At 64.4% G+C, this 26,806-nt stretch carries 24 protein-coding genes, 1 rRNA gene and 1 pseudogene; 13 read left to right on the forward strand and 13 right to left on the reverse strand.

The window, feature by feature from the left end:
- Positions 1 to 2: 2 nt before the first annotated feature.
- The gene (locus tag CKO27_RS18315; protein ID WP_200376365.1) at positions 3 to 557 is read right to left on the reverse strand and encodes a hypothetical protein; all 555 of its coding nucleotides are present in this window, start codon (positions 555 to 557) and stop codon (positions 3 to 5) included.
- 136 nt (positions 558 to 693) lie between these two features.
- Between CKO27_RS18315 and CKO27_RS18320 the strand changes: the two genes are divergently transcribed.
- On the forward strand, positions 694 to 1,740 hold the full coding sequence (locus CKO27_RS18320; RefSeq protein ID WP_200376366.1) for an Sfum_1244 family protein: 1,047 nt from the start codon (positions 694 to 696) through the stop codon (positions 1,738 to 1,740).
- A gap of 63 nt (positions 1,741 to 1,803) precedes the next feature.
- Here CKO27_RS18320 and CKO27_RS18325 read toward each other — a convergent pair whose 3' ends face one another.
- The 5 genes from CKO27_RS18325 to CKO27_RS18345 form a co-directional block, all read right to left on the reverse strand.
- Positions 1,804 to 2,595 (reverse strand): PP2C family protein-serine/threonine phosphatase, encoded by a 792-nt coding sequence (locus CKO27_RS18325; protein ID WP_200376367.1) that lies wholly within the window; start codon positions 2,593 to 2,595, stop codon positions 1,804 to 1,806.
- Positions 2,596 to 2,637: 42 nt separating this feature from the next.
- A complete protein-coding gene (locus CKO27_RS18330) occupies positions 2,638 to 3,372 on the reverse strand; it encodes a DsbC family protein (RefSeq protein WP_200376368.1) in 735 nt (244 codons plus the stop codon).
- Positions 3,373 to 3,382: 10 nt separating this feature from the next.
- Positions 3,383 to 3,865, reverse strand: a complete 483-nt coding sequence (locus CKO27_RS18335) for a YajQ family cyclic di-GMP-binding protein (protein WP_200376369.1) — start codon at positions 3,863 to 3,865, stop codon at positions 3,383 to 3,385.
- Positions 3,866 to 3,955: 90 nt separating this feature from the next.
- Entirely contained in the window at positions 3,956 to 4,852 is an 897-nt protein-coding gene (gene xerD, locus CKO27_RS18340; RefSeq protein WP_200376370.1) for a site-specific tyrosine recombinase XerD, read from the reverse strand.
- Positions 4,853 to 4,864: 12 nt separating this feature from the next.
- Positions 4,865 to 5,374: a methylated-DNA--[protein]-cysteine S-methyltransferase gene (locus CKO27_RS18345; RefSeq protein WP_200376371.1), complete on the reverse strand. Its 510-nt coding sequence runs from the start codon at positions 5,372 to 5,374 to the stop codon at positions 4,865 to 4,867.
- 454 nt (positions 5,375 to 5,828) lie between these two features.
- On the opposite strand from CKO27_RS18345, the gene CKO27_RS18350 reads away from it, so the two are divergent.
- Positions 5,829 to 6,263 carry a YcgN family cysteine cluster protein gene (locus tag CKO27_RS18350; RefSeq protein ID WP_200376372.1) on the forward strand — a complete coding sequence of 145 codons (435 nt, stop codon included), beginning with the start codon at positions 5,829 to 5,831 and terminating at the stop codon, positions 6,261 to 6,263.
- Positions 6,264 to 6,302: 39 nt separating this feature from the next.
- Here CKO27_RS18350 and trhP read toward each other — a convergent pair whose 3' ends face one another.
- Positions 6,303 to 7,562 (reverse strand): prephenate-dependent tRNA uridine(34) hydroxylase TrhP, encoded by a 1,260-nt coding sequence (trhP, locus tag CKO27_RS18355; protein WP_420825845.1) that lies wholly within the window; start codon positions 7,560 to 7,562, stop codon positions 6,303 to 6,305.
- A 624-nt stretch (positions 7,563 to 8,186) separates the two neighbouring features.
- Here trhP and CKO27_RS18360 point away from each other — a divergent pair.
- The 6 genes and pseudogenes from CKO27_RS18360 to pyrC all read left to right on the forward strand — a co-directional run bounded on the left by CKO27_RS18360 (position 8,187) and on the right by pyrC (position 14,933).
- Positions 8,187 to 9,242 (forward strand): polyamine ABC transporter substrate-binding protein, encoded by a 1,056-nt coding sequence (locus CKO27_RS18360; protein ID WP_200376390.1) that lies wholly within the window; start codon positions 8,187 to 8,189, stop codon positions 9,240 to 9,242.
- 48 nt (positions 9,243 to 9,290) lie between these two features.
- Positions 9,291 to 10,399 (forward strand): annotated as a pseudogene (locus tag CKO27_RS18365) (ABC transporter ATP-binding protein).
- Positions 10,400 to 10,430: 31 nt separating this feature from the next.
- Positions 10,431 to 11,351 (forward strand): ABC transporter permease subunit, encoded by a 921-nt coding sequence (locus tag CKO27_RS18370; RefSeq protein ID WP_200376374.1) that lies wholly within the window; start codon positions 10,431 to 10,433, stop codon positions 11,349 to 11,351.
- A complete protein-coding gene (locus CKO27_RS18375) occupies positions 11,348 to 12,142 on the forward strand; it encodes an ABC transporter permease subunit (protein WP_200376375.1) in 795 nt (264 codons plus the stop codon). Before CKO27_RS18370 ends, CKO27_RS18375 begins: the two co-directional genes overlap by 4 nt.
- Before the next feature lie 142 nt (positions 12,143 to 12,284).
- Positions 12,285 to 13,886 (forward strand): phosphoenolpyruvate carboxykinase, encoded by a 1,602-nt coding sequence (locus CKO27_RS18380; RefSeq protein ID WP_200376376.1) that lies wholly within the window; start codon positions 12,285 to 12,287, stop codon positions 13,884 to 13,886.
- A 3-nt stretch (positions 13,887 to 13,889) separates the two neighbouring features.
- The gene (gene pyrC, locus CKO27_RS18385; RefSeq protein ID WP_200376377.1) at positions 13,890 to 14,933 is read left to right on the forward strand and encodes a dihydroorotase; all 1,044 of its coding nucleotides are present in this window, start codon (positions 13,890 to 13,892) and stop codon (positions 14,931 to 14,933) included.
- Positions 14,934 to 14,965: 32 nt separating this feature from the next.
- Here the strand turns inward: pyrC and CKO27_RS18390 are convergent, their stop codons facing one another.
- Together CKO27_RS18390 and CKO27_RS18395 are read right to left on the reverse strand one after the other, a co-directional pair.
- On the reverse strand, positions 14,966 to 15,751 hold the full coding sequence (locus CKO27_RS18390) for an MlaA family lipoprotein (RefSeq protein WP_200376391.1): 786 nt from the start codon (positions 15,749 to 15,751) through the stop codon (positions 14,966 to 14,968).
- Between the two features lie 98 nt (positions 15,752 to 15,849).
- Entirely contained in the window at positions 15,850 to 16,698 is an 849-nt protein-coding gene (locus CKO27_RS18395) for a TraB/GumN family protein (protein ID WP_242470985.1), read from the reverse strand.
- Positions 16,699 to 16,883: 185 nt separating this feature from the next.
- On the opposite strand from CKO27_RS18395, the gene rnt reads away from it, so the two are divergent.
- Positions 16,884 to 17,564 carry a ribonuclease T gene (gene rnt / locus CKO27_RS18400; RefSeq protein ID WP_200376379.1) on the forward strand — a complete coding sequence of 227 codons (681 nt, stop codon included), beginning with the start codon at positions 16,884 to 16,886 and terminating at the stop codon, positions 17,562 to 17,564.
- 46 nt (positions 17,565 to 17,610) lie between these two features.
- On the opposite strand, the gene grxD is transcribed toward rnt, so the two are convergent.
- From grxD to CKO27_RS18415, 3 genes are all read right to left on the reverse strand, one after another.
- Positions 17,611 to 17,946: a Grx4 family monothiol glutaredoxin gene (grxD, locus tag CKO27_RS18405; protein ID WP_200376380.1), complete on the reverse strand. Its 336-nt coding sequence runs from the start codon at positions 17,944 to 17,946 to the stop codon at positions 17,611 to 17,613.
- Between the two features lie 73 nt (positions 17,947 to 18,019).
- A complete protein-coding gene (locus CKO27_RS18410; RefSeq protein ID WP_200376381.1) occupies positions 18,020 to 19,804 on the reverse strand; it encodes an N-acetylglutaminylglutamine amidotransferase in 1,785 nt (594 codons plus the stop codon).
- Between the two features lie 173 nt (positions 19,805 to 19,977).
- Entirely contained in the window at positions 19,978 to 21,558 is a 1,581-nt protein-coding gene (locus CKO27_RS18415; RefSeq protein ID WP_200376382.1) for a hydantoinase B/oxoprolinase family protein, read from the reverse strand.
- 207 nt (positions 21,559 to 21,765) lie between these two features.
- Between CKO27_RS18415 and CKO27_RS18420 the strand changes: the two genes are divergently transcribed.
- The 4 genes from CKO27_RS18420 (at position 21,766) to ilvD (ending at position 26,565) form a co-directional block, all read left to right on the forward strand.
- Entirely contained in the window at positions 21,766 to 22,347 is a 582-nt protein-coding gene (locus tag CKO27_RS18420; protein ID WP_200376383.1) for a superoxide dismutase, read from the forward strand.
- A 147-nt stretch (positions 22,348 to 22,494) separates the two neighbouring features.
- Positions 22,495 to 23,673 carry an acetylornithine transaminase gene (locus CKO27_RS18425; RefSeq protein WP_200376384.1) on the forward strand — a complete coding sequence of 393 codons (1,179 nt, stop codon included), beginning with the start codon at positions 22,495 to 22,497 and terminating at the stop codon, positions 23,671 to 23,673.
- A 31-nt stretch (positions 23,674 to 23,704) separates the two neighbouring features.
- Complete coding sequence (gene argF, locus CKO27_RS18430) at positions 23,705 to 24,625, forward strand: ornithine carbamoyltransferase (RefSeq protein ID WP_200376385.1); 921 nt, start codon at positions 23,705 to 23,707, stop codon at positions 24,623 to 24,625.
- Positions 24,626 to 24,717: 92 nt separating this feature from the next.
- Positions 24,718 to 26,565 carry a dihydroxy-acid dehydratase gene (gene ilvD / locus CKO27_RS18435; RefSeq protein WP_200376386.1) on the forward strand — a complete coding sequence of 616 codons (1,848 nt, stop codon included), beginning with the start codon at positions 24,718 to 24,720 and terminating at the stop codon, positions 26,563 to 26,565.
- 133 nt (positions 26,566 to 26,698) lie between these two features.
- Here ilvD and rrf read toward each other — a convergent pair.
- Positions 26,699 to 26,806: ribosomal RNA gene (rrf, locus tag CKO27_RS18440) — 5S ribosomal RNA — on the reverse strand; the annotation flags it as partial.

Here is a 26,806-nt window from a genome sequence, read left to right on the forward strand (position 1 = left end):
ACTCAATCGAACAGGTTCCGATACGCCTTGACGAAGGTCTTGTAGGCCTCCCAGCCATCCTTGTCCATCACCTGATCGATCACCCAGCGATTCTCCTCGCCCGCGCCCATCAGGCTCTGGATCTCGAAACCCAGGTGACGCAGGAAGGCGTAGCTCGGGCCATCGTCCGTGAATTGAAACTCCGCGTACTCGCCCGAGCGCTCGTTGAGCAGGGCGATGAAGGGGCCTCCATGGTCGCCTGGCCCCAGCAGATCCTGGCTGTTGTCCTGAACATGGGCGAAAAGATTCCGGGCGAACTCGGTGATGAGGATCCGGCGATCCTGGTCGTCGAACTCGCCGTGCGAAAGCCGGTCGGCCACCTGGATCAGGAACACCAGATACTCCCGAATCACCGCCAGTCGCTGCTCGTCGCTGGCGTAAACGAAGCGCTCGCAATGCAGGTTAATCGCCTTGTCCATCGCGATGCGCCAGGCGATATAGGCCAGCGCGCTGGCGATCTCCGGCAGCGAGCGCTCCCGCTCCGCGTCCTGCCAATGACTTTTGATGCGTAATGCCACGGGTTTCTCCAGGGTCGATCGCCCGCGCGCCCCGGCTGGCGGGACAGCGCCGAACGGCTAGCGTTGAAAACGTATGGTTCTGCTAGGACTTACAGAGACATCCCAACTCGCCGGCACACCAGCGCAAGGTCTCTCGATGTCGATTTCAGCCCTCCATGATCTGGCCGAGACGGTGCAATACAACTGTCACATCTCGGACGCGCGCCACGGCGCGGATGATTCGCTCTGTATCTATCTGATGAGGATGCGCGAATACTTCCGTTGGGAGCAGCGTCTACCCTTCGGCGCGCCGCTCGAACGCGAGCGGGTCGGCGAATGGCTCCAGGCACGCGAACAGCTCTGGGAGGAACTGGAGCAGGCCGAGTGGCGCCCCATCGAGATCGACGGTCGATCCTACGACCCTTTCGATACCGAGACCATCAACACCCAGCTCGCGCCACGCGGACTGGTCTACAGCGGCGGACTCGGCCACCGGGCGAAACCGCATTTCGTTCTCGGCGACCTGGAGCGACAGCAGCGCACGGCGGACCGCTCGATCTTCGTGGTCGCCGGCGAGTACGCCCGCGACCTGACCGCCCCGCCGGCCATGACCCTGGGTCACAGCCTTTTCGTGCGGCGCGAATCCCTGCGTCGTCTGCTCTGGGAGAAGCTGGAGAGTTGGCGCTGGAACCGGCCGAACAATGCCCTGGGCCGTGCCTTCGCCTGCCACGACTTCGACCAGGCGCTCGATGACTCTCTGGAGGCCATGACCGAACGCGAGATCCGCACCCTGCTGCTGCACGAAGAGGGCGAATATCTGGCCGGCCAGCGCCTGGGCGAGGACTGGAACCGCATGCTGCTGGATCTCGCCCATACCCCGGCCGAGATCATGGCGCGCGCCGTGCGCGACCATCTGGCCGACTGTCTGGTCACCCTGCCGGTACTGACCGAGGATGGCGCGACGGCCTCGCTGCATTTCCTGATCGGCAACCTCTCCAACATGCGCCGGGAGATCTTCCCGAGCCTCTGGCTGGCCTATGAGCAGTGGCTGACGAGCCAGGATCCCGCTGTATTCATGGACATCGCCCGACAGGGGCGACGCCATTGGGAAGAGGTCGCGCTCGGGATGCTCGACCGGCACCGCCAAGGGGGCGCCCAGGCGGCCGAGCCGATCCGTGAACTGGTGATCTCGCGATGTTTATAGCCAAGTCTCTCGAAACAGGTCCGAGCGACCCGCGCGGCGCCGGGAGGCGGGGCTGACGCCGGTCTATGTCGGATTGACGCGCTCGCCGACGCGCAGCATCGCCAGGGTGATGTTGTCGACGCCGCCCCGCTCATTGGCGAGACGGATGAGCGCGTCGGCGGCTGAATCGAGCGAGTGGCCCTGGACCGCGATCAGGATCTGTCGCAACCAGTCTTCCGGGACCATCCCGGTCAAGCCGTCGGTGCAGAAGATGAAGAGGTCGCCCGTGGCGATCTCGATCAGGTCGGACGAAACGCCGACGCCAGGCGAGGATCCGAGCGCCCGCGTCAGGATGTTCTCGCCGATTCCGTAACGCCGGGCGTCCTCGCGCGAGGTGAAGAAGCCCTGATCGACGACCTCCTGGATGAAGGAGTGGTCGCGCGAGAGCTGCTCCAGATCCTCGCCGCGCAGACGATAGATCCGCGAGTCGCCGACATGGGCGATGGCCATCCAATCCCAGCCGATGGAGCCGACGACCACCGTGCTCCCCATCCCGGTGTATTCGCTGTTATCCCTGGACTGACGCCAGATGCAGATATTGGCCTCCTCGACGGCGGCCTCGACATAAAGCCGCGCCCTTTCGCCATCGGCGCGCGGCGGCTGGGCGACGCGATGCCGAAAGCGATCGGAGATGGTGTCCGTCGCCAAACGGCTCGCGACATGCCCGGCAATGGCACCACCGACACCGTCGGCGACCACCACCAAGCCATGCTCGGGGAGAACGGCGACCGCGTCCTCGTTGCGCTGGCGCACCCGTCCCTTATCGGTACGCCAGGCAAAATCCAGCGAGAAGGCGCTAATGGGTTGAGAATCCATGGAACCTAGGCGGCGTGGACGAGGTGCCGAACCAGGCGCCCCTCAACCGCCGACCTCGCCATTCAGGCGCGCCGCGAGCTGCTTGGGCTCCACATAACCCGGAATCAGCTCGCCCGAGTCGGTCATGATCGCCGGCGTCCCGCGCAGGCCGAGATTCGCGCCCAGTTCCATGTGCGCCTCGACTGGATTCTTACAGGTCTTGGCCTCGATCGGCTCGCCGGACTTCGCCTTGGTCATGGCCGCGCGGCGGGCGTTGTCGTCACCAGCGCACCAGACGGATACGGCCTCCTCGAACGCGGGACTACCCTTGCCGGCGCGCGGGAAAAAGAGATAACGGACGCGGATGCCTTCCTTCTCGTATTCGCCGATCTGGTTGTGCAGCTTGCGGCAATAACCACACTCGATATCCGTGAAGACGGTGATGGTGTGCTTGGCCTCCTTGGAACCGAAGATCACCATCTCGTCCTCGCCGACCGCGTCGATCAGACGCTTGCGGGCCTCGGCCAGACGGGGCTCGGTCAGGTCATCCCGGGTTTCGAGATCGACGATGTGGCCACTCATGAAATAACGGCCGTCGCCGGTCACGTACATGAGGTCGGTTCCGGCCATGACTTCGTAGAGTCCGGCGATGGGGGCCGGCTGGATATTGGTGATCTCGACGCCGGGCGCGACCTTCGCGAGCGCCTTGCGGATGACCTGCTCGGGCGAGGCCAGGGCCAGGCCGCTGGACAGCGCGAGCGCGGCGACGATCAAGACAAGCTGACGGATGTTCTTCATGGAGGGGATCCTAGTCTCGGAAATTATTGAACTGTAACGGCAAGCCCCAGTCCTCGCCACGCAGCAGGACGATGGCCTCCTGCAGGTCATCGCGCTTCTTGCCGGTCACGCGCACCTGATCGCCCTGGATCTGGGCCTGCACCTTGATCTTGCTCGCCTTGATGGCCTTGACCATGCGCTTGGCGGTATCGGAATCGACACCCTGCTTGAGAACGATCTCCTGGCGGGCGGCGCTCAGGTTGGAGACAGGTTCACCCGGATCCAGGCAAGAGAGGTCGACCTGACGTTTGACCAATTTTTGCCGCAGGATATCCATCATCTGCTGGAGGTGGAATTCCTGCTCTCCGACCATCAGGATCTTGCCATCGGCAAGCTCGAAGCTGGCGTCGATGCCCTTGAAATCGAATCGGGTGCCGATTTCACGGTTGGCCTGGTCGACCGCGTTGCGCACTTCTTGCAGTTCGATCTCAGAGACAACGTCGAAGGAAGGCATGAATGAAACTCTCGGAAAGCCTGAAGTAAAGCGCGCGAGTATAACGGATCAAGCGGGATTGTTCCGTGCCTGGCGCACGAACGCGAACACTCATCCCCTGGGGTGATGCCGGGCGTGGAGTTGCTTGAGCCGCTCACGCGCAACATGGGTATAGATCTGCGTGGTTGAAAGGTCGCTGTGTCCCAGCAGCATCTGCACGACCCGCAAGTCCGCCCCGTGGTTGAGCAGATGGGTGGCGAAGGCGTGGCGCAGGGTGTGCGGAGAGAGCGACTTCACGACCCCGGCCTGGAGCGCGTAGCGCTTGATCAGCAACCAGAACGCCTGGCGCGTCATGCAGTCGCTGCGACTGGTCGGAAACAGATAGTCGCTCACCCGCCCGCCCAGCAGATCCATGCGCGGACCGCGCGCATAGTCGCGCAGCCAGGAGCAGGCCTCCTCACCGAGCGGGACCAGACGCTCCTTGCCGCCCTTGCCGACGATGCGCACCACGCCCTGGGTCAGGCTGACCTGACTTGGGGTCAGGGTCACCAGTTCCGTGACCCTCAGACCGCTGGCGTAGAGCACTTCCAGCATGGTGCGGTCACGATGCCCGCGCGTATCCAGGGTGTCGGGCGCGCGCAGCAGGGCCTCCACCTCGGACTCGCTCAGGCTCTTGGGGAGCGGACGCCCCAGCTTGGGCGCGTCCACCAGCGCGCTGGGATCCTCGCCGATGAGTCCGCGACGCAGCGCCTGCTGATAGAACTGACGCAGACAGGAGAGCAGCCGCGCGCTCGAACGCGGCTTGCGTCCCTGAATGGAAAGCAGGGCGAGATAGTCCAGCAAGTCGAGCCGCTGTGCCTCCACCAGCCCACGCCCGCGCTGCTCGGCCAGCCACTGGGCGAAGGCCCGGAGGTCGGACTGATAGGCCGCGAGCGTGTTCTGGCTCAGGCCGCGCTCCATCCAGATGAGGTCGGCGAAACCCTCGATGACCGCTCGATCATCCGTCATCGAAACACCCTCTCAGCCCGCATGGGGCGCGCCCTCATGGTCCAACAGCCAACGCTTGACCGCGATCCGTCGCCCGCTGGTATCGCCGGCGAATCCACCGAGCCCCCGCCGGCCCACCACGCGATGACAGGGCACGACGATCGGGCAGGGATTCGCGCGGCACGCCTGCCCAACCGCGCGGGCCGCGCTACCGAGTTCCTCGGCGACCTCGCCATAGGTGCGTGTCCGACCGGCGGGAATGGCTCGCAGCACCGCCCAGACCCGTTGTTGAAAGGGGGTTCCCTCAAGCTCGAGCGGGAGATCGAAGGTGAAGGCGGCCCGCTCGAAATAATCGCTCAACGGCCGCGTGATCCAGCTCGGAGGCGGCCCGGCCGCCTCTTCCTCCTGGCGGTTCATCACCGACCCCGCGTCAGGCGCGGGCTGGCCGGATATCGCCGGATCGATCTCCACGCCGGTGAGCACCTCGCCCCGCCAATGCAGGGCAATCGAACCGATCGGACTGTCGATCAATGCATGGGACATGGCTCAACGACCTCCTCGGGATGACCAGCCAGTGAAAAGTATACCCCCCAGCCCAGGGAACAGCCCCGCCGACCTGTGGATAAGTCTGTGGATCAAGGGTTGACATCCAGCCAGGAACCGGACGGAGCACAAACCGATACCTCAGGAACGAACCCTCGACTAAAACAAATAATACTTGATAAACATCGAAATAGAACTCGCCTGACCGTCCAGGCACGCCATCCCGCCAGAGAGCGAATCCGGCCGCGCGCGCTCGGATTTCGTGTGCAAAACCTTGAGCTCAAGTTCGATCTTGGCGCCCGCGCCCTGTCAAGCGGACCTCGGACTCGGCCCAACCATCGAAAGCCAACCAGCGCCGCGACGTGCATCCCGCCCGGCAATCGGTCATCATTTCCCGATGATGATAACGTCGGCGATCGGGAAGCCCCGCTGGCCGCATTTCGAGCCTGTTCCGATGAAAGAACCCTTTTGGGAAACCACTCCACTGCACGCCTTGACGGCCGATCAATGGGACTCACTCTGCGATGGCTGTGGCAAGTGCTGCCTGGAGAAATTCGAGGACGAGGAGACAGGCCGCATCGTCTACTCGCGTGTCGCCTGCCAGTTGCTCGATCTGAATAGCTGCCGCTGCCGGCACTATGACAACCGCGCCGACCTGATGCCGGACTGCGTAACGCTGGTCCCCGAGGTCTTGGCCTCGCCCCAGTGGCTGCCCGAGACCTGCGCCTATCGCCTGCTCGCCGAGGGCCAGCCGCTGCCTGAATGGCATCCGCTCATCACCGGAGACCCCGAATCAGTCGCCGAGGCCGGCCAGAGCGTGCGAGGACGAGTTATCGGCCCGGAAAGCGGAGAGAATCCGCTGATGAACCTGATCGATTGGATCCGTTGAAGGCGGGCCGAAACCCTGGCGTCATGGCCTTCAACCGCCTTACTCGGACTCCAGCGCGCGCGTCAGCAAGCCTGCGCCATCCAACACCCCCATCCCCTCCAGCGCGCCCGACACGGGGATCCGTACCCGCCAGCCGGCGCCGGGCGCGATCGACAGGGGCTCGCCCTCCAGGGTCTCCATCCGCTCCAGGCGAAATTCCCGATTGCCGCCAGGCGCCATCAGTTCCAGTACGTCCCCGACCATGAAGCGGTTCTTGACCTCGATCTCGACCCAGCCCGACTCGCCCCCGATCACATCGCCGACGAAGATCCGGCGCTGGTTGCGCGAGGCGCCATCGGCGTAATTCTGAAGCTCCGAGGGGGCGTGACGACGATAGAACCCCTCGGTGTAGCCGCGGTTGGCCAGCCCTTCCAGATCCTCCAGCGAGGCGCGGCGGAAGGGTCGCCCCGCCAGGGCATCGTCGATCGCGGCGCGATAGACCTGGGCGGTGCGCGCGGCGTAATAGTGCGACTTGGTCCGGCCCTCGATCTTCAGACAATCGATGCCCATCGCCACCAGGCGCCCCACATGCTCGACCGCCCGCAGATCGCGCGAATTCATGATGTAGGTGCCCTGCTCGTCCTCGAACACCGGCATGTACTCGCCTGGCCGCTTGGCCTCTTCCAGCAGATAGACCTCATCGGCCGCCGGGTGCCGCTCGCCGGCGTCCAGGCTCACTTCCCCTTCGGCGGAGCCCAGCCTGTATTCCCAACGACAGGCGTTGGTGCAGGAGCCTTGATTGGCGTCGCGATGGTTGAAGTACCCGGACAGCAGACAGCGCCCCGAGTAGGCGACGCAGAGCGCGCCATGAACGAAGACCTCAAGCTCCATCTCCGGACAGGCCTGGCGGATCTCGGCGATCTCATCCAGCGACAGCTCGCGCGACAGGATGACCCGCGTCAATCCCTGGCGCTCCCAGAAGCGCACCGAGGCGGCGTTGACGGTACTCGCCTGCACCGAGAGATGGATCGGCAGTTCGGGCCACTGCTCGCGCACTAGGAGGATCAGGCCCGGATCGGCCATGATGAGCGCGTCCGGATCCAGCGCGACGATGGGCGCCATGTCCTCGATGAAGGTGCGCAGCTTCGCCCCATGAGGCATGAGATTGGCCGCGAGATAGAAGCGCTTGCCCAGCCGATGCGCCTCCTCGATCCCGATCGCCAGATTGGCGAGATCGAAATCGTTGTTGCGCACCCGTAGGCTGTAGCGAGGCAGCCCGGCGTAGACCGCGTCCGCCCCGTAGGCGAAGGCGTAGCGCATGTTACGCAGGGTTCCGGCGGGCGACAGAAGCTCCGGAGTCTTGGGCCTCAAGGAGGTCAACCCGGCTTCACCGCAGGGGTCGAACACGCGCCCGAGCCGAGCGCGCCTTTGGACGGGAAGAGTCCCGGTTCTCGATCTGTCGCGGGCATCGCGGGTTCCAGGCAAGAAAATCGAAGGTGAAATGCTACGACAAAAGCCCCTTTCCTTCCCGCGATATCCCGTTTTCCGGATATCAAGGCGATTTCCGGGAAGTCCGTACCCGACCGAACGCTCTGGAATTGGACAGGATTAACAGGATCAGAAACAGCGCTTTATAAATCCTGACAATCCTGCTGATCCTGTCTTATGACGGGGGCGGATCACGGGTACAAAATTTTCTGGAAACACCCAAACCTTCAGCCCCGTCCGTCTTGCTCGACAGGAGGGCCTTCGGGTTCCGACCAAGGCGCCCGCGCCCCGCGTCACCAGCCACCGGCTCGCTATCCCAATCCCGCCCCGCATGCAGTAGCATGGCCATCCTCGCCGGGCTCGCTCCACCCGCGAAGCCGCACGATTCCGTCCTTGAGGGTTCCGCCATTGAAGACTCAGATTCTCGCCCCGCGCCTTCTGCTCGCTATTCTGTTCATGGCCCTCGGCACCCTCGGTCACGCCGGGGAGACCGTTCACATCTACAACTGGAACGACTATTTCGCCGAGGACACCCTGGCCGGATTCCAGTCGCGCACCGGTATCCGCCCCGTGCTGGATGTCTACGACGCCAATGAGGTGCTGGAGGCCAAGCTGTTCGCCGGCGGCAGCGGCTACGATCTCATCTTTCCGACCGCCCGACCCTTCGCGGCGAGACACATCAAGGCGGGTCTCTACCAGCCGCTCGACAAATCCAAGCTGCCCGGGCTCGACAAACTCGCCCCCGAAATCATGGCGAGCCTCGCTGGCATCGATGCCGACAATGCCCATCTGGTGCCCTACATGTGGGGTACGTCCGGGCTCGGCCTGAATCTGGACAAGGTGCGGGCCGCCCTGGGCGAGGAGGCGCCGCTCGATACCTGGGCCTTGATCTTCGACCCGGACAAGGCGTCCAGGCTGGCCGGCTGCGGGATCAGCCTGCTCGATGATCCGACCGAGGTTTTCTCCGCCGCGCTCGCCTACCTGGGCAAGGATCCAAACAGCCTGGCGGCGGCCGACTTGGAGGCCGCCGCCGCACTGATCAAGACCGCGCACCCCCACATTCGCTATTTCCACTCGTCGCAGTACATCAGCGACCTGGCCAACGGCGCCCTCTGTGTGGCCCACGGCTACTCGGGCGACATCCTGCAGGCCGGCGAACGCGCGGACGAGGCGGACAAGGGCGTCCAGGTGAGCTACCGCATACCGCGCGAGGGCGCCGCCATCTGGACCGACGTCATGGCGATCCCGAAGGACGCGCCGAATCCGCAGGCCGCGCTGGCCCTGATCGCCTACCTGCTGGATCCGGCCGTGATCGCGGCTGTCTCCAATCATGTGTATTACGCCAACCCCAACCTGGCGGCCACGCCCCTGGTCGAGGCGGAATTGCGCGAGGATCCCGAGATCTACCCACCCGCCGAGGTCAAGGCCCGTCTGTTCGTGCCGAGCGAGCGCGACGAGCGCGAGATCCGGACGCTGAACCGGATGTGGACCCGGCTCAAGGCCAATCGCTGAGAGCCCGCGCGAAGCCTTCCCGTGGCCATCCCAACCGATCGCCGCCCGATGGAGCCCTGGCAGGATCCAAAGGCGGAACCCTACGTGCGTATCGAGCGCGTCACCAAGAAGTTCGGTGACCTCTACGCGGTCGATGACGTTAGTCTCAACATCTTCCAGGGTGAGTTCTTCTCGCTGCTCGGCAGCTCCGGCTGCGGCAAGTCGACCCTGCTGCGCCTGCTGGCCGGGCTGGAGTATCCCAGCTCGGGTCGCATCCACATCGACGGCGTGGACGTCACGGAGACGCCGCCCTATTCGCGCCCGGTGAACATGATGTTCCAGTCCTACGCGCTCTTTCCGCACATGACGGTGGAACAGAACGTGGAATTCGGACTGAAACAGGACCGACTGCCGCGCCAGGAGCGCGCCGAACGGGTCGACGAGATGCTCGATCTGCTCAAGATCACCGAGCTGCGTAAACGCCGCCCCGACCAGCTCTCGGGGGGCAGAAACAGCGCGTCGCCCTAGCCCGGAGCCTCGCCAAGCATCCCAAACTGCTGCTGCTCGACGAGCCGCTCGGGGCGCTCGACAAACGCTTGCGCGAGAACACCCAATTCGAGCTGGTCAATCTGCAGGAACGCCTCGGCACCACCTTCGTCACCGTCACCCACGATCAGGAAGAGGCCATGACCATGTCCAGCCGCATCGCGGTCATGGACGCGGGCCAGATCATGCAGGTCGACACCCCGACCGCCATCTATGAATTCCCGACCAGCCGTCTGGTCGCCGAGTTCATCGGCTCGGTGAACCTCTTCGAAGGCAAGGTGGTGGAGAGCCTGGGCGATCAGGTCCTGATCGAGGCCCGCTTCGGCGGCGTCATCCAGATGCGCAGCTTCCAGCCGCATCCCATCGGCACCCCGGTGATGGTGGCGATCCGCCCCGAGAAGATGCGCCTGTGCGCGCAACGGCGCGCGGACCGCGTCAACCAGCTCAGGGGAACGGTGGAGGACATCGCCTATCTCGGAGACGTCTCCATCTACCGGATCCGGGTCGACGGGGAGCGCCTGGTCGAGATGACCCTGACCAATATCCAGCCCCGCACCGAGCAGGCCCTGACCTGGGAGCAGGAGGTCACGATCGAGTGGTCGCCCACCAGCGGCGTGGTCCTCACGGAATAGCGCCGACATCCGGCACCGAACGAGAACGCTCATGGGCGCCAACGCCATCCGTCATCCACCTGGCCAGCGCCGGCTGAGCCGGCTACTCAACATCGGCATCCCCTATCTCTGGCTGGGGCTGTTCTTCCTGCTGCCCTTCGTCATCGTGCTGCGCATCAGCGTCGCCGAGCCGGCGCTGGCCCAGCCGCCCTACAGTCTGCTGTGGGAATGGGTGGAGCAGGGTCTGCTGCGCATCCAGATCAACCTCGGCAATTTCATGCTGATCCGCGACGACAGCATCTACCTGGCGGCCTTCCTGAATTCGCTCTGGGTCGCCTTTATCTGCACCCTGCTCTGTCTGCTGCTCGGCTATCCCATGGCCTATGCCATCGCAACCGCCCCCGAGCGACGCCGCGTCATCCTGCTGATGCTGATCATCCTGCCCTTCTGGACCTCCTTTCTGATCCGGGTCTATGCCTGGATCGGCATCCTCAACGCCAACGGGCTCCTGAACAACTTTCTGCTCTGGCTGGGCGTCATCGATGAACCCTTGCGAATCCTGCATACCCAGGCGGCGGTCTACATCGGCGTCGTCTATTCCTACCTGCCCTTCATGATCCTGCCGCTCTACGCCAATCTGACGCGACTCGACCCAACCCTGCTGGAGGCCGCCGCGGATCTGGGCTGCCGTCCATTCCGCGCCTTCCTGCGGGTCACCCTGCCGCTGTCGATGGCCGGCATCATCGCGGGCAGCCTGCTGGTCTTCATCCCGGTGGTCGGCGAATTCGTGATCCCCGACCTGCTCGGCAGTCCGGGCAGCCTGATGGTCGGCAAGCTGCTGTGGACCGAGTTCTTCTCCAATCAGGACTGGCCGCTCGCCTCGGCGCTGGCCATCGTGCTGCTCGCGCTCCTGGTGGTGCCCTTCGTGTTCATGCAGCGTCTACAACAGGATCCGGACGAGGTCCAGCCATGAAACGACGGTCCTGGCCGCTGCTCACCATCCTGGCATTCGGCTACGCCTTCCTCTATGTGCCGATCCTGCTGCTCATCCTCTATTCCTTCAACGAGTCGCGTCTGGTGACCGTCTGGTCGGGTTTCTCACTGAAGTGGTACGGGGAACTGCTGCACAACCGGCAACTGCTGGACGCCGCCTGGCTCAGCGTGCGGATCGCCGCCGTCAACGCCACGGTCGCCATGGTGCTCGGCACGCTCGCGGCCAATGCCCTGGTGCGTCACGGCCGCTTCCGAGGTCGCACCGGCCTGGAACTGCTGCTCACCGCCCCGCTGGTGATGCCGGACGTCATCATCGGTCTGTCCCTGCTGTTGCTCTTCGTCGCCCTGCAAGAGTCGATCGGCTGGCCGGACGGGCGCGGCTTCGCCACCATCACCATCGCCCACATCACCTTCAGCATGGCCTATGTCGCGGTAGTGGTGCGCGCGCGTCTCGCGCGAATGGACGCCTCGCTGGAGGAGGCCGCGATGGACCTGGGCGCGCGGCCATTCGGCGTCTACAGGCACATCACCCTGCCGCTGATCGCCCCGGCGCTGCTGTCCGGCTGGCTGCTGGCGTTCACCCTCTCGCTGGACGACCTGGTGATCGCGAGCTTCGTCGCCGGTCCCGGATCGACCACCCTGCCGATGGTCATCTATTCCAGCGTCCGCATGGGGGTTTCGCCGCAGATCAACGCCCTCGCGACCCTGGTGGTCGCCATCGTCGCCTTGGCCGTGGTCATCGCCGGCTTCTCGCTGCGACGCGATCGCTAGGGCGATCCGTCCATCGAAAGCCGCGCGCTCATTGACCCAGGACTCGGTTCCATTCGATTGGGATGCAGGCCAGCGAGAAATTGTTGTAGTCTCCGGACGCGTGAATCGAATCCTCAAGACGGCACCCGAAGGAGCCCAACCCATGCGCGATACAGGTCGTCCAAACGAGCACTCACTGGACCATCACGGCCTTTATAACCTCAACACCATCCACTGGAACCTGCCGACCCCGGCCCTCTACGAGCAGGCCCTGCGGGCACGCGAGGGCGTGCTGTCGCATCTGGGTCCACTGGTCGTGCGCACTGGGCATCACACGGGCCGCTCCGCCAATGACAAATTCGTCGTCGAGGAGACGAGCAGCAAGGACAATATCTGGTGGGGCGAGGTGAACCGCCCCATCGACGAGGCGCATTTCGATCTGGTGCATCATCGTCTGGCCTCCTATCTCCAGATGAAGGACGTCTACGTTCAGGATTGCTACGTCGGCGCCGATCCCAACTACCGCATGCCGGTGCGCGTCGTATCCGAATACGCCTGGCACAGCCTGTTCGCGCGCAATCTATTCATCCAGCCGGAACCCGACGAGCTTGACGGCCTGGTGCCGGAATTCACCGTCATCGACGCGCCACGCTTCCATGCCATCCCCTCGCTGGACAACACGCGCACCGAAACCTTCATCATGCTGAATTTCGCCAAGCGCCTGGTGCTGATCGGCGGAACCAGCTACGCGGGGGAGATCAAGAAGTCGCTCTTCACCGTCATGAACTACATGATGCCGTTCCGCGATGTGCTGCCGATGCACTGCTCGGCCAACATCGGGCCGAACGGCAAGAGCGCGCTCTTCTTCGGTCTGAGCGGAACCGGCAAGACGACCCTGTCGGCCGACGCCGCGCGCACCCTGATCGGCGATGACGAGCACGGCTGGAGCTATGACGGCATCTTCAACTTCGAGGGCGGCTGCTACGCCAAGATGATCCGGCTCTCGCCCACCGCCGAACCCGAGATCCATGCCACCACCCGGCGCTTCGGCACCGTGCTGGAGAACGTGACCGTCCGCTCCGAGGATCGTCATCTGGACCTGGATGACGAGTCGCTGACCGAGAACACCCGCGGCGCCTATCACATCAGCGCCATCCCGAACGCCAGCGATACTGGGCTCGGCGGTCACCCCAACGCCATCCTCTTCCTGACCTGCGATGCCTTCGGCGTGCTGCCTCCGATCGCGCGCCTGACGCCCGAGCAGGCCATGTATCACTTCATCTCCGGCTATACCGCGCGGGTCGCCGGAACCGAGAAGGGGGTCACCGAGCCCTCGCCCGTCTTCAGCGCCTGTTATGGCGCGCCCTTCATGCCCCTGCATCCGCAACGCTACGCGGAACTGCTGGGTCGGCGGCTCGCCCAGCATGGAACCCAGGTGTGGATGATCAACACCGGCTGGAGCGGCGGACCCTACGGCGTCGGCGAACGCATCCGGATCCCGCACACCCGCGCCATGGTGAACGCGGTGCTCGACGGCAAGCTCGATGGCGTGGCGACCCGGACCGATCCCATCTTCGGCGTCCAGATTCCCGAATCCTGTCCGGATGTGCCGGCCGGGATCCTGGATCCCCGGAGCACCTGGCCGGATGGGGCCGCCTATGATGCCCAGGCGCGCAAGCTGGCCGGCATGTTCGCGACCAATTTCGCCAAGTTCGCCGATCAGGTCGACGCGAACATCGCGGCGGCGGGGCCTCGGGCGTCCTGAGGCATGAGCCAGCCGGACGCGATCGAGATCAGTCGCCCGGACGACTGGCACCTGCATCTGCGCGATGGCGCGGCGATGGCGGATGTCGTGCGCCTGAGCGCGCGGCAATTCGCCCGCGCCATCGTCATGCCGAACCTGAGTCCACCGGTGGTCAGCACGGCTCAGGCGCAGGCCTATCGCGACCGGATCCTGGCGGCCCTGCCCGCCGGGAGCGATTTCCAGCCGCTGATGACGCTCTATCTCACCGACCGGACCAGGCCGGAGGAGATCACCCAGGCCCGAGCCAGCGGGGCGGTCGTCGCCTGCAAGCTCTACCCGGCCGGGGCGACCACCAACTCGGAGAGCGGCGTCACGGACTTCGCCCGGCTCCTGCCGGTGCTGGAAGCCATGCGGGATGTCGGGTTAGTGCTGCTGGTGCATGGCGAGGTCACGGACGCGGATGTCGACATCTTCGATCGCGAACGCGCCTTCATCGAGACGCGACTCCTGCCGCTCCTGTCCGATGTCCCCGGACTGCGGATCGTCTTCGAGCATGTCACCACGGCGGAGGCCGTCGACCTGGTGCGCGCCGGCCCCGACACGCTGGCCGCGACCATCACCCCGCATCATCTGCTCTACAACCGCAACGCCATCCTGGCGGGCGGAATCCGCCCCCATTTCTATTGCCTGCCGGTACTCAAGCGCGAGCGACACCGCCTGGCGCTGGTCGAGGCCGCGACCAGCGGTCATCCCCGGTTTTTCCTGGGAACCGATAGCGCGCCTCACCCCCTTGGGGCCAAGGAAAGCGCCTGCGGCTGCGCCGGTATCTTCAGCGCCCACGCGGCGCTTGAACTCTATGCGGAGGTGTTTGAACAGGCGGGAGCGCTGGATCGACTGGAGGGCTTCGCCAGCCATCATGGCGCGGATTTCTATGGCTTGCCGAGAAACACCGGAACTGTTCGGCTGCGCCGCGAGCCCTGGCGGGCGCCAGAGTCCTATCCCTTCGGTGGCGGCCAGTTGATCCCGCTACGCGCGGGTGAATCGATCGCCTGGCGTCTGCTGTCTTGAGCCGGGCGATCGGCGCGGCATCCGGCCCACCGCTAGCGGGCGCCCGCGCCGTCTCCAGGCGCGTCGTTGGAGTCGAATTCGATCTCGTCCCAGAAATCGTCCCGCACCTTATCGGCGGGCGGATTGCCGTCGTACACCAGATTCAGACGTCGCTGTAGATAGGCGTCTCGCCTGAAGCTGTAGGGATCGATAGCGGCATCCTCGACGATTTTTCCAGCCGCCAGGAGATCCGCGCGCTGATCGACGAGTCGGACCCCGACGAGCCCCCAGCGGATTTGATGCTCCCTGAGATTGAACATCGGGTCGGTCGCCATGTCGCCGAACATCCCAAGCGTATCGCGCATGCTGCTCGAACCGAGGAGGGGCATGACGACGAAGGCACCCGACTCCACCCCCCAGTAACCGAGCGTCTGACCGAAATCCTCCTTGTAACTCGGCAGGCCCACATTGGTGGCCACGTCGATGAAGCCCAGGACGCCGACCGTCGAGTTGATGAAGATCCGCCCGACATCGCTGCCGGCGCGCGACATCTTGAATTGCAGGACATTGTTCACCGCCGAGGTCACGTCGGCGATGTTATCGAAAAAATTGGTGATGCCGCGGTCGACCGGCTCGGGGGTCACCTTCCGATACCCATGGGCGATGGGTTGCATGAAGGCCTTGTCGAAATCGGAATTGAAACGGAAAACCGCCCGGTTGTAGGGCTCCAGTGGATCGCGCGGATCCAGTGGCCGATCCGCGCTGGAGGCGCACCCAAGGAACAGCAGGGACACGACCAGTGATCCCAGCAAGCCTGACCGCGACGAGCCAATCTCCATACCCATCATGCTTGGCGAGCCTCCCCCCGAGGAATTGTTGGAATCCTATCACAGCCCGGGCTCCTGTCGGGGCCGAGTCGAGCGGGCATCCGAACCAATCAATAGACGACGGAGACCGAGTAACCGCGACCACGCAGCAGGGCCACGACACCCGTCTCGCCCGCGAGGTGCAAGGCCCCGACAGCGATGAACCATCCACCTTCGTCCAGCAAGGGGACCATACGCTCCGCCATCCGTCGATTGCGTGAATCCACGACGGTCTCGCGCACCAGATCCGCGAGCCGGGGATCCGTCTCGCGCAGGTAGGATTCACCGAGCGCTTGCAGTCTCGCGAGATCGCGACGCTGATAGGCGAGCGTCAGCTCGTCGCACATGGCCGGCAAACGCTCCCGCGAGGCTAGGGTCTCGCTCAACAGCGAGATCTGATCCTCCGTCGACAGATCGTCGAAGATCGCGAGCTGTTCATCCATGGTCTCCAAGCCCAGGATCCTTTTGCGCGCTCCCAGCGCCGAGCGATAGAGCCGCATGTCCAGGAACTCGCCGGTTTTCGACGGCGGCGTGCTGAGCTGGGTCATGATGGCCCAGGGCTTGAAATCCTTGTAGGCCTCCTCGCTCATGCCCAACTCGGCGAGCGCCACCCTGGCGTCCGCGTAGACATCGGGCGGCAATACATCGACGAGCGTGCGGCCATCGGTGTAGGTCATGGTCATCATGGCCTTGATGAGGGCCGGACCATCGGGCACCACCTCGAGCGCGAATGCCGGACAGGCCTCGAAGGCAATCCGCACCGGTGCCGGCGGATCGATCACGCGCGGATCCTCGCTATGGATGGTGCCGAACAGATAGCTCGTCACGGATGAGCCGGGGGCACGAATCTCGAACAGCAGCCCCTGGTGCGTCGGAGAGGCGTCGGCGACGAGTCTCCCGATCAGCAGGCACGAGAACAACGCCAGGATCCAGGGAGACCAACATCGAACACGAATCGAGTGAAAAACGACGCGATCTCTGAAACAGCTCGATAGCATGGGCTTGTGACTCATGACGACGGGAGGGAACGACAGCCGACCAAATTATCCGCCGGCCGGCGCTCGCGAGGATTGGCATTCGCCGCGGACCCACTTATGCTGTCTCGATGAGAGAATTGGAAGATCACCAACCAGGCATCGCACAGCGCTTTCGGGGTTTCCTGCCCGTGGTCGTCGATGTCGAGACCGCTGGCTTCGATGCGCAGCGCCACGCCTTGCTAGAAATCGCGGCGGTCGTCATCCGCATGCGACCGGACGGGCTCCTTGAACCCTCGACAACGCTGGCCTGTCATGTGCTGCCGTTCGTGGGCTCCGAGATCGACCCGCGCGCCCTAGCCTTCAACGGGATCGATCCCGACCACCCCTTTCGCGACGCGATCTCGGAGCAGGACGCGCTCAATCGCATCCTGACACCCATCCGCAAGACGATGAAATCCAATGGCTGCAATCGCGCCATTCTGGTCGGGCACAATGCCCACTTCGACCTCGGATTCATCAAGGCGGCCGTCGAGCGTACCGGCTACAAACGCAATCCCTTCCATTCCTTCAGCGTCTTCGACACCGTGACCCTGGGCGGGCTGATGTTCGGACAGACGGTGCTGGCGAAGACCGCGCGGGCCGCCGGGCTGCGCTGGCAAAACAGCGAGGCGCATTCGGCGATCTATGACGCGGAGCAGACCGCGCGACTGTTCTGCGCGATCGTCAACCGTTGGCGGGATCTGGATCCCGAGCGCTACTGGGAGAGCAATCCGGAACCACTGACGCCCTTGTCACGGGAGTTGGACTGACCCAGGGCTCCGGCGGAGGGTCGCGCAAGGCGACCAACCAACCGCGTCAGTCCGCCTCGGGCTCCGCCTTGGCCGCCGCGCGCTCCATCATGGACTTCAAATCACCGCTGGCGTGCAGTTCCAGGGTAATGTCGCAGCCGCCGACCAACTCACCGTCGATATAGATCTGAGGGAAGGTCGGCCAATCCGCGAACCGAGGCAGGTTTTCGAAGATCTCCGGATCCTGCAGGACATTGACATAGGCGAAGGGAACCTCGCACTCCTTAAGCGCGGCGGAGGCGCGCATGGAAAATCCGCACTGGGGAAACTGGGGCGTCCCCTTCATATAGATCACGACGGCATGGCTCTTGACCTGCTCGCCGATACGCTCCAAGACGTCCATCGCACACCTCGTTGGTATTGAAAAGTTCATTGGCCAAGAGTCGGGACGCGCGACGCCATTTCAAGCCGAGACGCTAACCGAGCGCGTCGACATGCCGCTGCAGCCACAACTCCAGCAGCGCCAGATGCCAGAGCTTGTTTCCCTGGATGCGGGTGTGATGCCGATCCGGCGCGGCCAGGAGTTCATCGAGATAGGACTGACGGTACAGACCGCGCTCGCGGCTCGCCCTTGAGGTCAGCACGTCCCGCATCAGATCCAGGAAGGGGCCACGCACGTACTTGAGGGCCGGCATGGGAAAATAGCCCTTGGGGCGATCGATGACGGCGTCCGGCAGGAGACCTCGGGCCAGCGCCTTGAGCGGGTGCTTGCCACCTTCGCGCAACCTCAGTTCCGGCGGGCAACGCGCGGCCAACTCGACCAAGTGATGGTCCAGGAAAGGCACCCGCGCCTCCAACCCCCAAGCCATGGTCATGTTATCGACCCGCTTGACCGGGTCATCGACGATCAAAGTGGTCACGTCCAGCCGCAGAACCGCGTCGATGAAGGAATCGGCGCCTGGTTCGGCCAGATGCCCGGCGATCAAGGCGCCGCTGTGGTCGTCGCCCGCGTAACCCTCGGTCACCAACCGGAGATACTCGTCGTGATCGCGATCGAAATAATGCCGACGGAAGCGCTCCAGCGGCGACCCGCTCGTCTCGGCCAGCATCCGCGGATACCAGAAATACCCCCCGAACACCTCATCGGCGCCCTGCCCCGACTGCACCACCTTGATTTCGCGTGAGACCTGTTCCGCCAGCAGATAAAAGGCGACGGCATCCTGAGCGAACATGGGCTCGGCCATGGCGTCGATCGCCTCGGGCAGTCGCGTCAGGACCTGGGCGTTGGGCACCAGGAATTTGCGATGCTGGGTGGCGTAGCGCTCGACCACCAGATCCGAGTATTCGAACTCGCTGCCCGCCTCCTCCGGAGTGTCCTCGAATCCCACGGAGAAGGTCCGCTGATCGGATACCCCCGCCTCGGCGAGCAGGGCCACCAGGAGACTGGAATCCAGACCACCGGAGAGCAGCACCCCGACCGGGACATCCGCCACCTCGCTGCGAATCTTGACGGCCTGACGCAGGGCCGCATGAATGGCTTCGAGCCATGCGGGCTCGGTGAGCGGCGACTCCGGGCGGGTGGCATTCAGACGCCAGTAGACCTTTTCCGTCCGCCGACCATCGGCCTCCAGACGCAACCAATGACCGGGGGCGAGCTTGCGCACCCCTTGCAAGATGGTTCGCGGCGCCGGAACCACGGCATGCAGCGTGAACAGATGATGCAAGGCGACGGGGTCGATGCCCCTGTCCACTCCGCCGGCGGCCAGCAGGGCTTGAGGATTGGAGGCGAACCGCAACGCCCGGCCCTGCTCCGACCAGTAGAGCGGCTTGACGCCGAAACGGTCGCGCGCCAGGAACAGCAGCCGCTGGTTGGCGTCCCAGATCGCGAAGGCGAACATGCCGTGCAGACGCTCCACGCAGTCGGTTCCCCAGGCATGCCAAGCCTTGAGGATGACCTCGGTGTCGCCGTCGGAGAAGAAGCGATAGCCCTTGTCCTGAAGCTCGCGGCGCAGGGCGCGGTAGTTGTAGATGGTTCCGTTGAAGACCAGCGCGAGCCCCAGTTCCGCGTCCACCATGGGCTGATTGGAACGGACCGAGAGGTCGATGATGGCCAGCCGTCGATGACCGAAGGCGAGCGCGCCGTCGCTGTAACTGCCGCCGTGATCGGGACCGCGCCGAGTCAACTCGGCCATCATCCGCCCGATCCTCTCCAGATCGGCCGGCGCGCCATCGAAGCGCAACTCTCCGCAGATACCGCACATCGAATGGATCTCCCGCGACTTGTCAGTTGTCAGTTGTCAGTTGTCAGTTGTCAGTTGTCAGTTGTCAGTTGTCAGTTGTCAGTTGTCAGTTGTCAGTTGTCAGTTGTCAGGATTTTACATGCGTTTGTTTATGAAATACTTTTTTCTGGAGAGGCCAGCGCCGTTCGCCATCCTTAGCCTGGCGTTTCGCCTGGCTTCGCGGACGCCTCACCGCCCAAGGCCCCCCAGCCACCGCCGCCGGGCGTCTCGATGGTCAGTTGATCGCCCGCCGTCAGGCTCAGCGAGACCTTTCCGGGTATCTCCCGGCCGTTGAGCCGGTTGCGACCAAGCGCGCCTGGGCCGCCTCCGGCGATTCCCCAGGGCGCGAGGCGGCGACGCTCGGTGAGCAAGGTCGCCTCGGCGGGGGCGAGGAAGCGGAATTCGCGCACCAGTCCGTCCCCACCCGGACGCCGGCCCGCGCCACCGGAGTCGGCGCGCAGCCCGTAGCGGGTGACCCGGATCGGAAAATTTGTCTCCAACACCTCGATCGGCGTGTTGAGTGTATTGGTCATGTGGGTCTGCACCCCGGACCAACCACCGCCGGTCGCGCCCGCGCCCATGCCACCGCCGATGGTCTCGTAGTAGCTCCAGGCGGCCCCTGGGCTCCGACAACCCATCGCGAGGTTGTTCATACTGCCGTGGCTGGCGGCTGGAATCCGGTCTGGGATAGCTTGGGCCAGGGCGCCCATGACCACATCGACGATCCGGGTGCTGGTCTCCACATTGCCCGCCGCGACAGCCGCCGGTCTGGTGGCGTTGAGCAAACACCCCGAGGGGGCCGTGAGGCGGATCGGCTTGAAACTCCCGGCGCACGCCGGCGTCTGGGCCGGCATGAGGCCGCGGAAGACGTAGAGCACCGCCGCAGCCGCGACCGCGAGTGGACAGTTGATGTTGCCGGTGACTTGAGCCGCCGTGCCCGTGAAATCGAGATGCGCGCCATGGCCCGAGATGGTCAGGAGCAGCCGAATCGGGATGTCGGTGAGGCCCTGACCGTCGTCGTCCATCCGGTCCTCGAACAGATAGCGACCGACCGGTATCCGGCTCAGCGCCGCGCGGGCCAGCCGCTCGCCGTAGGCGTTCAGGTCCGCCAGCGCGGCACGGAAACCAGCCACGCCCAAACCCTCGACCAAGTGCCCGAGCCGCTTGAGCCCCAGACGGTTCGCGCTGATCTGGGCCATGAAATCGCCACGCGCGTCCTTGGGGTCGCGCGTCGCGCCGATGACGCGCGCCAGGATTGGCTCAAGGATCTCGCCGGCCCTGACGAGTCCGGTGGGCGCGATCACCACGCCCTCCTCCCCGAGATGGGTGGAGAGCGGCATGGAGCCGGGCGAGGCGGCGCCGATATCGGCATGATGCGCGCGATTCGCGACGAAGGCCGCCAGTTCACCGCCGATGAAGAGTGGCGCGATCAAGGTGACGTCCGGCAGGTGCGTCCCGCCAAGGAAGGGGTCGTTCAGGACCAGCATGTCGCCCTCGGACCAGACGATTTCGGCCACGATGTCAGCCATCGCGAAGGCCATGCTGCCGAGATGGACCGGGATGTGCGCGGCCTGGGCACAGAGTCCGCCGGCGGGGTCGAAAATGGCGCACGAGAAATCCAGGCGGTCGCGGATATTGGGCGAGAAGGCGGCCTGGCGCAGGACAAGACCCATCTCGTCGCCGATGGCGTCCAGCCGGCTGGCGAAGAGCGCGAGTTCGATCGGATTCAAGGCCATGGAAGCTCTGGGCGGCACGGCGGGTTATCGGCGCATGGTCACATAGAGCATGGCCAGGTTGCAAAAGCCCCGACGAAACCGCATGGTCGCCTGACTTCCAGCGGGAGGTGAGCTCCGGCGAACGCGGGTTGAGATACCCGCCACCGGGCCAATTGTCCCATCCACCCTGACCATTCGATCAAGCAACACGAACAGGAGAATCAGACCATGACTCATGAACTGCCCGAGCTTCCCTATGAAAAGAACGCCTTGGAGCCGGTGATCTCCGCCGAGACCATCGACTATCACTACGGCAAGCATCACCAGACCTATGTCACCAATCTGAACAATCTCATCAAGGGCACCGATTTCGCCGAGATGAGCCTGACGGACATCATCATGAAGTCGTCCGGGGGGCTGTTCAACAACGCGGCACAGGTCTGGAATCACACCTTTTACTGGAACTGTCTCAGCCCCAACGGCGGCGGCGAGCCGAGCGGAGCGCTGGCCGAGGCGATCGCCGGCAAGTTCGGGTCGTTCGAGGAGTTCAAGAAGCAATTCGCCCAATCCGCCGCCACCAACTTCGGCTCCGGCTGGACCTGGCTGGTCAAGAACGCCGATGGCTCCATCGAGATCTTCAACACCTCCAACGCCGGCACGCCCATGACCGAGGGCAAGACCGCGCTCCTGACCGTCGACGTCTGGGAACACGCCTACTACATCGACTACCGCAACGCCCGCCCCAAGTACCTCGAAAGCATCTGGGGCAAGGTCGACTGGGAGTTCGTCGCGGCCAATTACGCGGGCTGAGCCGGGCGATTCCGTGCGTGGATCCTTGTCAGTGACACAGGGATCGCGTTATATTCGCTGACTTCGCCTTATACACAGAGGCGGTTTCCCATGTGGAGGAACCGCCTTTTTTATTTTCTTCTGCTGCTTGACCGGGGTCTTTCCGCCATGAGCGAACCCTTGATGGCCACCTACAATCGCCTGCCCGTGACCTTCGAACGCGGCGAAGGCGTCTGGCTCTGGGATACGGATGGCAAGCGCTACCTGGATGCCCTGTCGGGCATCGCCGTCTGCGGATTGGGGCATGCCCACCCGGCCATTCGCGACGCGCTCTGCGAGCAGGCCGGGCGACTGGTGCACACGTCCAATCTCTACGGCATCGCCGAACAGCAACGCCTCGGCGCCCGGCTGACCGAACTGGCCGGGATGGACCGGGTCTTTTTCGCCAACTCGGGCGCGGAGGCCAACGAAGCGGCGATCAAGCTCGCGCGACTCCACGCCCACCGGCGCGGCATCGAGAATCCCGCCATCCTGGTCGCCGAGAACAGCTTTCACGGACGCACCCTGGCGACCCTGTCCGCGACCGGCAACCGCAAGGTTCAGGCCGGCTTCGAGCCGTTGGTCCAGGGCTTCGTGCGGGTTCCCTACGATGACATCGAGGCTATCGAAAACGCGGCCGCCAACCGGTCCAACATCGTCGCCATCCTGATCGAACCGATCCAGGGCGAGGGCGGCATCCTGGTGCCCTCCGAGAGCTACCTGGCGCGGCTGAGGGCACTCTGCGACCGCGAAGGCTGGCTGCTCATGCTGGACGAAATCCAGACCGGGATGGGACGCACGGGCCGGCTCTTCGCCTTCGAGCACGCCGGCATCCACCCCGATGTCATCACGCTCGCCAAGGGGCTTGGAAACGGCGTCCCGATCGGGGCCTGTCTTGCCCGTGGCGCGGCCGCGGAGGTGCTCACGCCCGGTTCGCACGGCTCGACCTTCGGCGGCAATCCGCTCGCCTGCCGGGCGGGGCGCGCCGTGCTGGAAACCATCGCCACCGATGGACTGATCGAGAACGCCGAGACCCAAGGCGCTTATCTCGTCTCCGGTCTGCGCGATGCGCTCGGTCAGACCAGCGGCCTGGTGGAAATCCGCGGCCGTGGCCTGATGATCGGCCTCGAGCTGAATCGGCCCTGCACCGCGCTCGTCGCCCAGGCACTCGACGCCGGACTCTTGATCAACGTGACGGCCGAGCGTGTGATACGGCTTCTGCCGCCGCTGATCCTTGAACGGTCACAGGCCGATGAGCTGATCCACAAGCTCAGCGAGCTGGTCCAAGGCTTTCTGAGCGACGCCTAAGGGCGGCGGCCTCGCTGGAGACACCCTTCGCATGGCACCTCAACCGAATCAACCTCGGCATTTCCTCTCCCTGCTCGACCTCGGCCTTGAAGAAGCTCAAGGTCTGATCGCGCGCGCGAGCGAACTCAAGCGGATGCGCCAGAACCGACAGGAATTCCGACCGCTGGCGGATCGAACCCTGGCGATGATCTTCGAGAAGTCATCGACACGGACGCGCGTCTCCTTCGAGGCCGGCATGGTCCAACTCGGCGGACACGCGCTCTTCCTCTCCCCGCGCGATACCCAGCTCGGCCGTGGCGAACCCATCGAGGACAGCGCGCGCGTCATTTCCCGCATGGTCGACGCCGTCATGATCCGCACCTTCGAGCAGAATACGGTGGAACGCTTCGCCGCCCATTCGCGCGTGCCCGTCATCAACGGCCTCACGGATCGCGTCCACCCCTGTCAGTTGCTCGCCGATCTCCAGACCTTTCACGAGCATCGCGGCGACATCCGAGGTAAACGGGTCGCCTGGGTCGGTGACGGCAACAATATGTGCCATTCCTTCATGGAAGCGGCCCAATTGTTCGAGTTCGAGCTGCGTATCGCCTGCCCGGAAGGCTTCGAGCCGGATCCCGATCTGCTCGCGGCGGCCGGCGACCGCTGCGCCATCCTGCGCGACCCAATGGAAGCCGCCGATGGCGCCCATTTGGTAACGACCGACGTCTGGGCCAGCATGGGCCAGGAAGACGAACAGGAGCGCCGACGCATCGCGTTCGCCCCCTTCCAGGTCACGGATGCCGTCATGGCGCGGGCCAGCCAGGAGGCCATCTTCATGCATTGTCTTCCCGCCCATCGGGGCGAGGAGGTCTCGGCCTCCGTGATCGACGGGCCTCGGTCCGTGGTCTGGGACGAGGCGGAAAACCGGCTCCATGCCCAGAAGGCCCTGCTTGAATTCCTGATCCCGCATTGAGCGCGCAGCGCGACGGCTCCCTCGGAAGACATCGCATCCAGTGACGGCGGTATACTGAACGACTTCGAGCCATCGCTTCCGAGGTCGCTTCAATGCCCCAATACCGCTCCAGAACCAGTACCCATGGCCGCAACATGGCCGGCGCGCGCGCCCTCTGGCGCGCGACTGGCATGACCGACTCCGATTTCGAAAAACCCATCGTCGCGGTCGTCAACTCCTTCACCCAATTCGTACCCGGACACGTTCACCTCAAGGATCTGGGCCAACTGGTCGCGCGCGAGATCGAAGCCACCGGCGGTGTCGCTAAGGAATTCAACACCATCGCGATCGATGACGGCATCGCCATGGGACATAGCGGTATGCTCTACTCGCTGCCGTCGCGCGAGATCATCGCCGACTCCGTGGAATACATGGTCAACGCCCATTGCGCGGATGCCATGGTCTGCATCTCCAACTGCGACAAAATCACCCCCGGCATGCTGATGGCCGCGTTGAGGCTCAACATTCCGGCCGTATTCGTCTCCGGAGGCCCCATGGAGGCCGGCAAGGTGATGCGCCCCGAGGGCGAGGTTCATCTGGATCTGGTCGACGCCATGATCGCCGCCGCCAATCCGAACGAGAGCGACGCGGCCGTCGCGGAGTTGGAGCGCTCGGCCTGTCCGACCTGCGGTTCCTGTTCCGGCATGTTCACCGCCAACTCCATGAACTGTCTGACCGAGGCGCTCGGCCTGAGCCTGCCCGGCAATGGCTCGCTGCTGGCGACCCATGCCGGACGCAAGGATCTGTTTCTGGAGGCGGGACGGCTGATCGTCGAACTGGCGCGTCGCTATTACGAGCGGGACGACGACAGGCTATTGCCTCGGTCGGTCGCCTGCTTCCAGGCATTCGAGAATGCCATGAGCCTCGATATCGCCATGGGCGGCTCGACCAACACCGTCCTGCACCTGCTCGCCGCCGCTCACGAGGGAGGCGTCGACTTCACCATGGCGGATATCGACCGACTGAGCCGCAAGGTTCCGAATCTCTGCAAGGTCGCCCCGGCCACCCAGAAATACCACATGGAGGACGTTCATCGCGCCGGTGGCGTACCGGCCATCCTGGGTGAACTCGAGCGGGCCGGCCTGCTCTACTCCGATGTTCCGACCGTTCACTCGCCGACCCTGGGCCAGGCGCTCGCGCGCTGGGATGTGATGCGCGGCGAGGATGCGACCGCCCAAGCCAGATTCCTCGCGGCGCCAGGTGGCATTCCAACCCAGGTGGCCTTCAGCCAGAATGCCAAGTGGGCGAATCTGGATCTCGATCGCGCCGGTGGCTGTATTCGCGATATGGAGCATGCCTATAGTCGGGATGGCGGATTGGCGGTCCTGTTCGGCAACTTGGCCACGGATGGCTGTATCGTCAAGACGGCCGGCGTCGACCTGGAGAACCTTCGTTTTACTGGCCCCGCGCGTATCTTCGAGAGCCAGGAAGACGCCGTCGAGGCCATTCTCACGGATAGGATTCAGACCGGAGACGTCCTGATCATCCGTTACGAAGGCCCCAAGGGAGGACCGGGCATGCAAGAAATGCTCTATCCCACCAGCTATCTCAAGTCCAAGGGGCTTGGCAAGGCTTGCGCCTTGATCACGGACGGGCGTTTTTCAGGCGGCACTTCCGGACTCTCCATCGGTCACGTTTCACCGGAAGCCGCGGAAGGTGGACTGATTGGACTGGTTGAGGAAGGCGACAGGATCGAGATCGATATCCCGAACCGCCGGATTCACCTTGATGTACCGGATGTGGATCTGGTCGAGCGGCGCGAGTTCATGCTATCGAAGGCTGGGCAAGCCTGGAGGCCGGTGGCTCGGCGGCGTGAGGTATCGAGCGCCTTGCAGGCCTATGCCGCCTTGACGACCAGTGCGGCGCACGGAGCGGTGAGGGACATCCGGCGACTGCGGTAGATTTGACGTGCTCCCTGGCCGCCAAGCGGCCAGGGGGCGGGAGATCGCGGAGGGTTGAGTCGCGCGCGCAAGTCTTTATCGGGCAAAACAAAACCCCCGGTTCCGGAGGAACAGGGGGTTTTGGGGGATAAGGCCCTGGCGGTGACCTACTTTCGCATGGGGAGGCCCCACACTAGCATCGGCGAGACACCGTTTCACGTCTGAGTTCGGGATGGGATCAGGTGGTTCCAGTGTTCCATGG

This window comes from Thiocystis violacea (genome assembly GCF_016583575.1).
Classification (GTDB): Bacteria; Pseudomonadota; Gammaproteobacteria; order Chromatiales; family Chromatiaceae; genus Thiocystis; species Thiocystis violacea.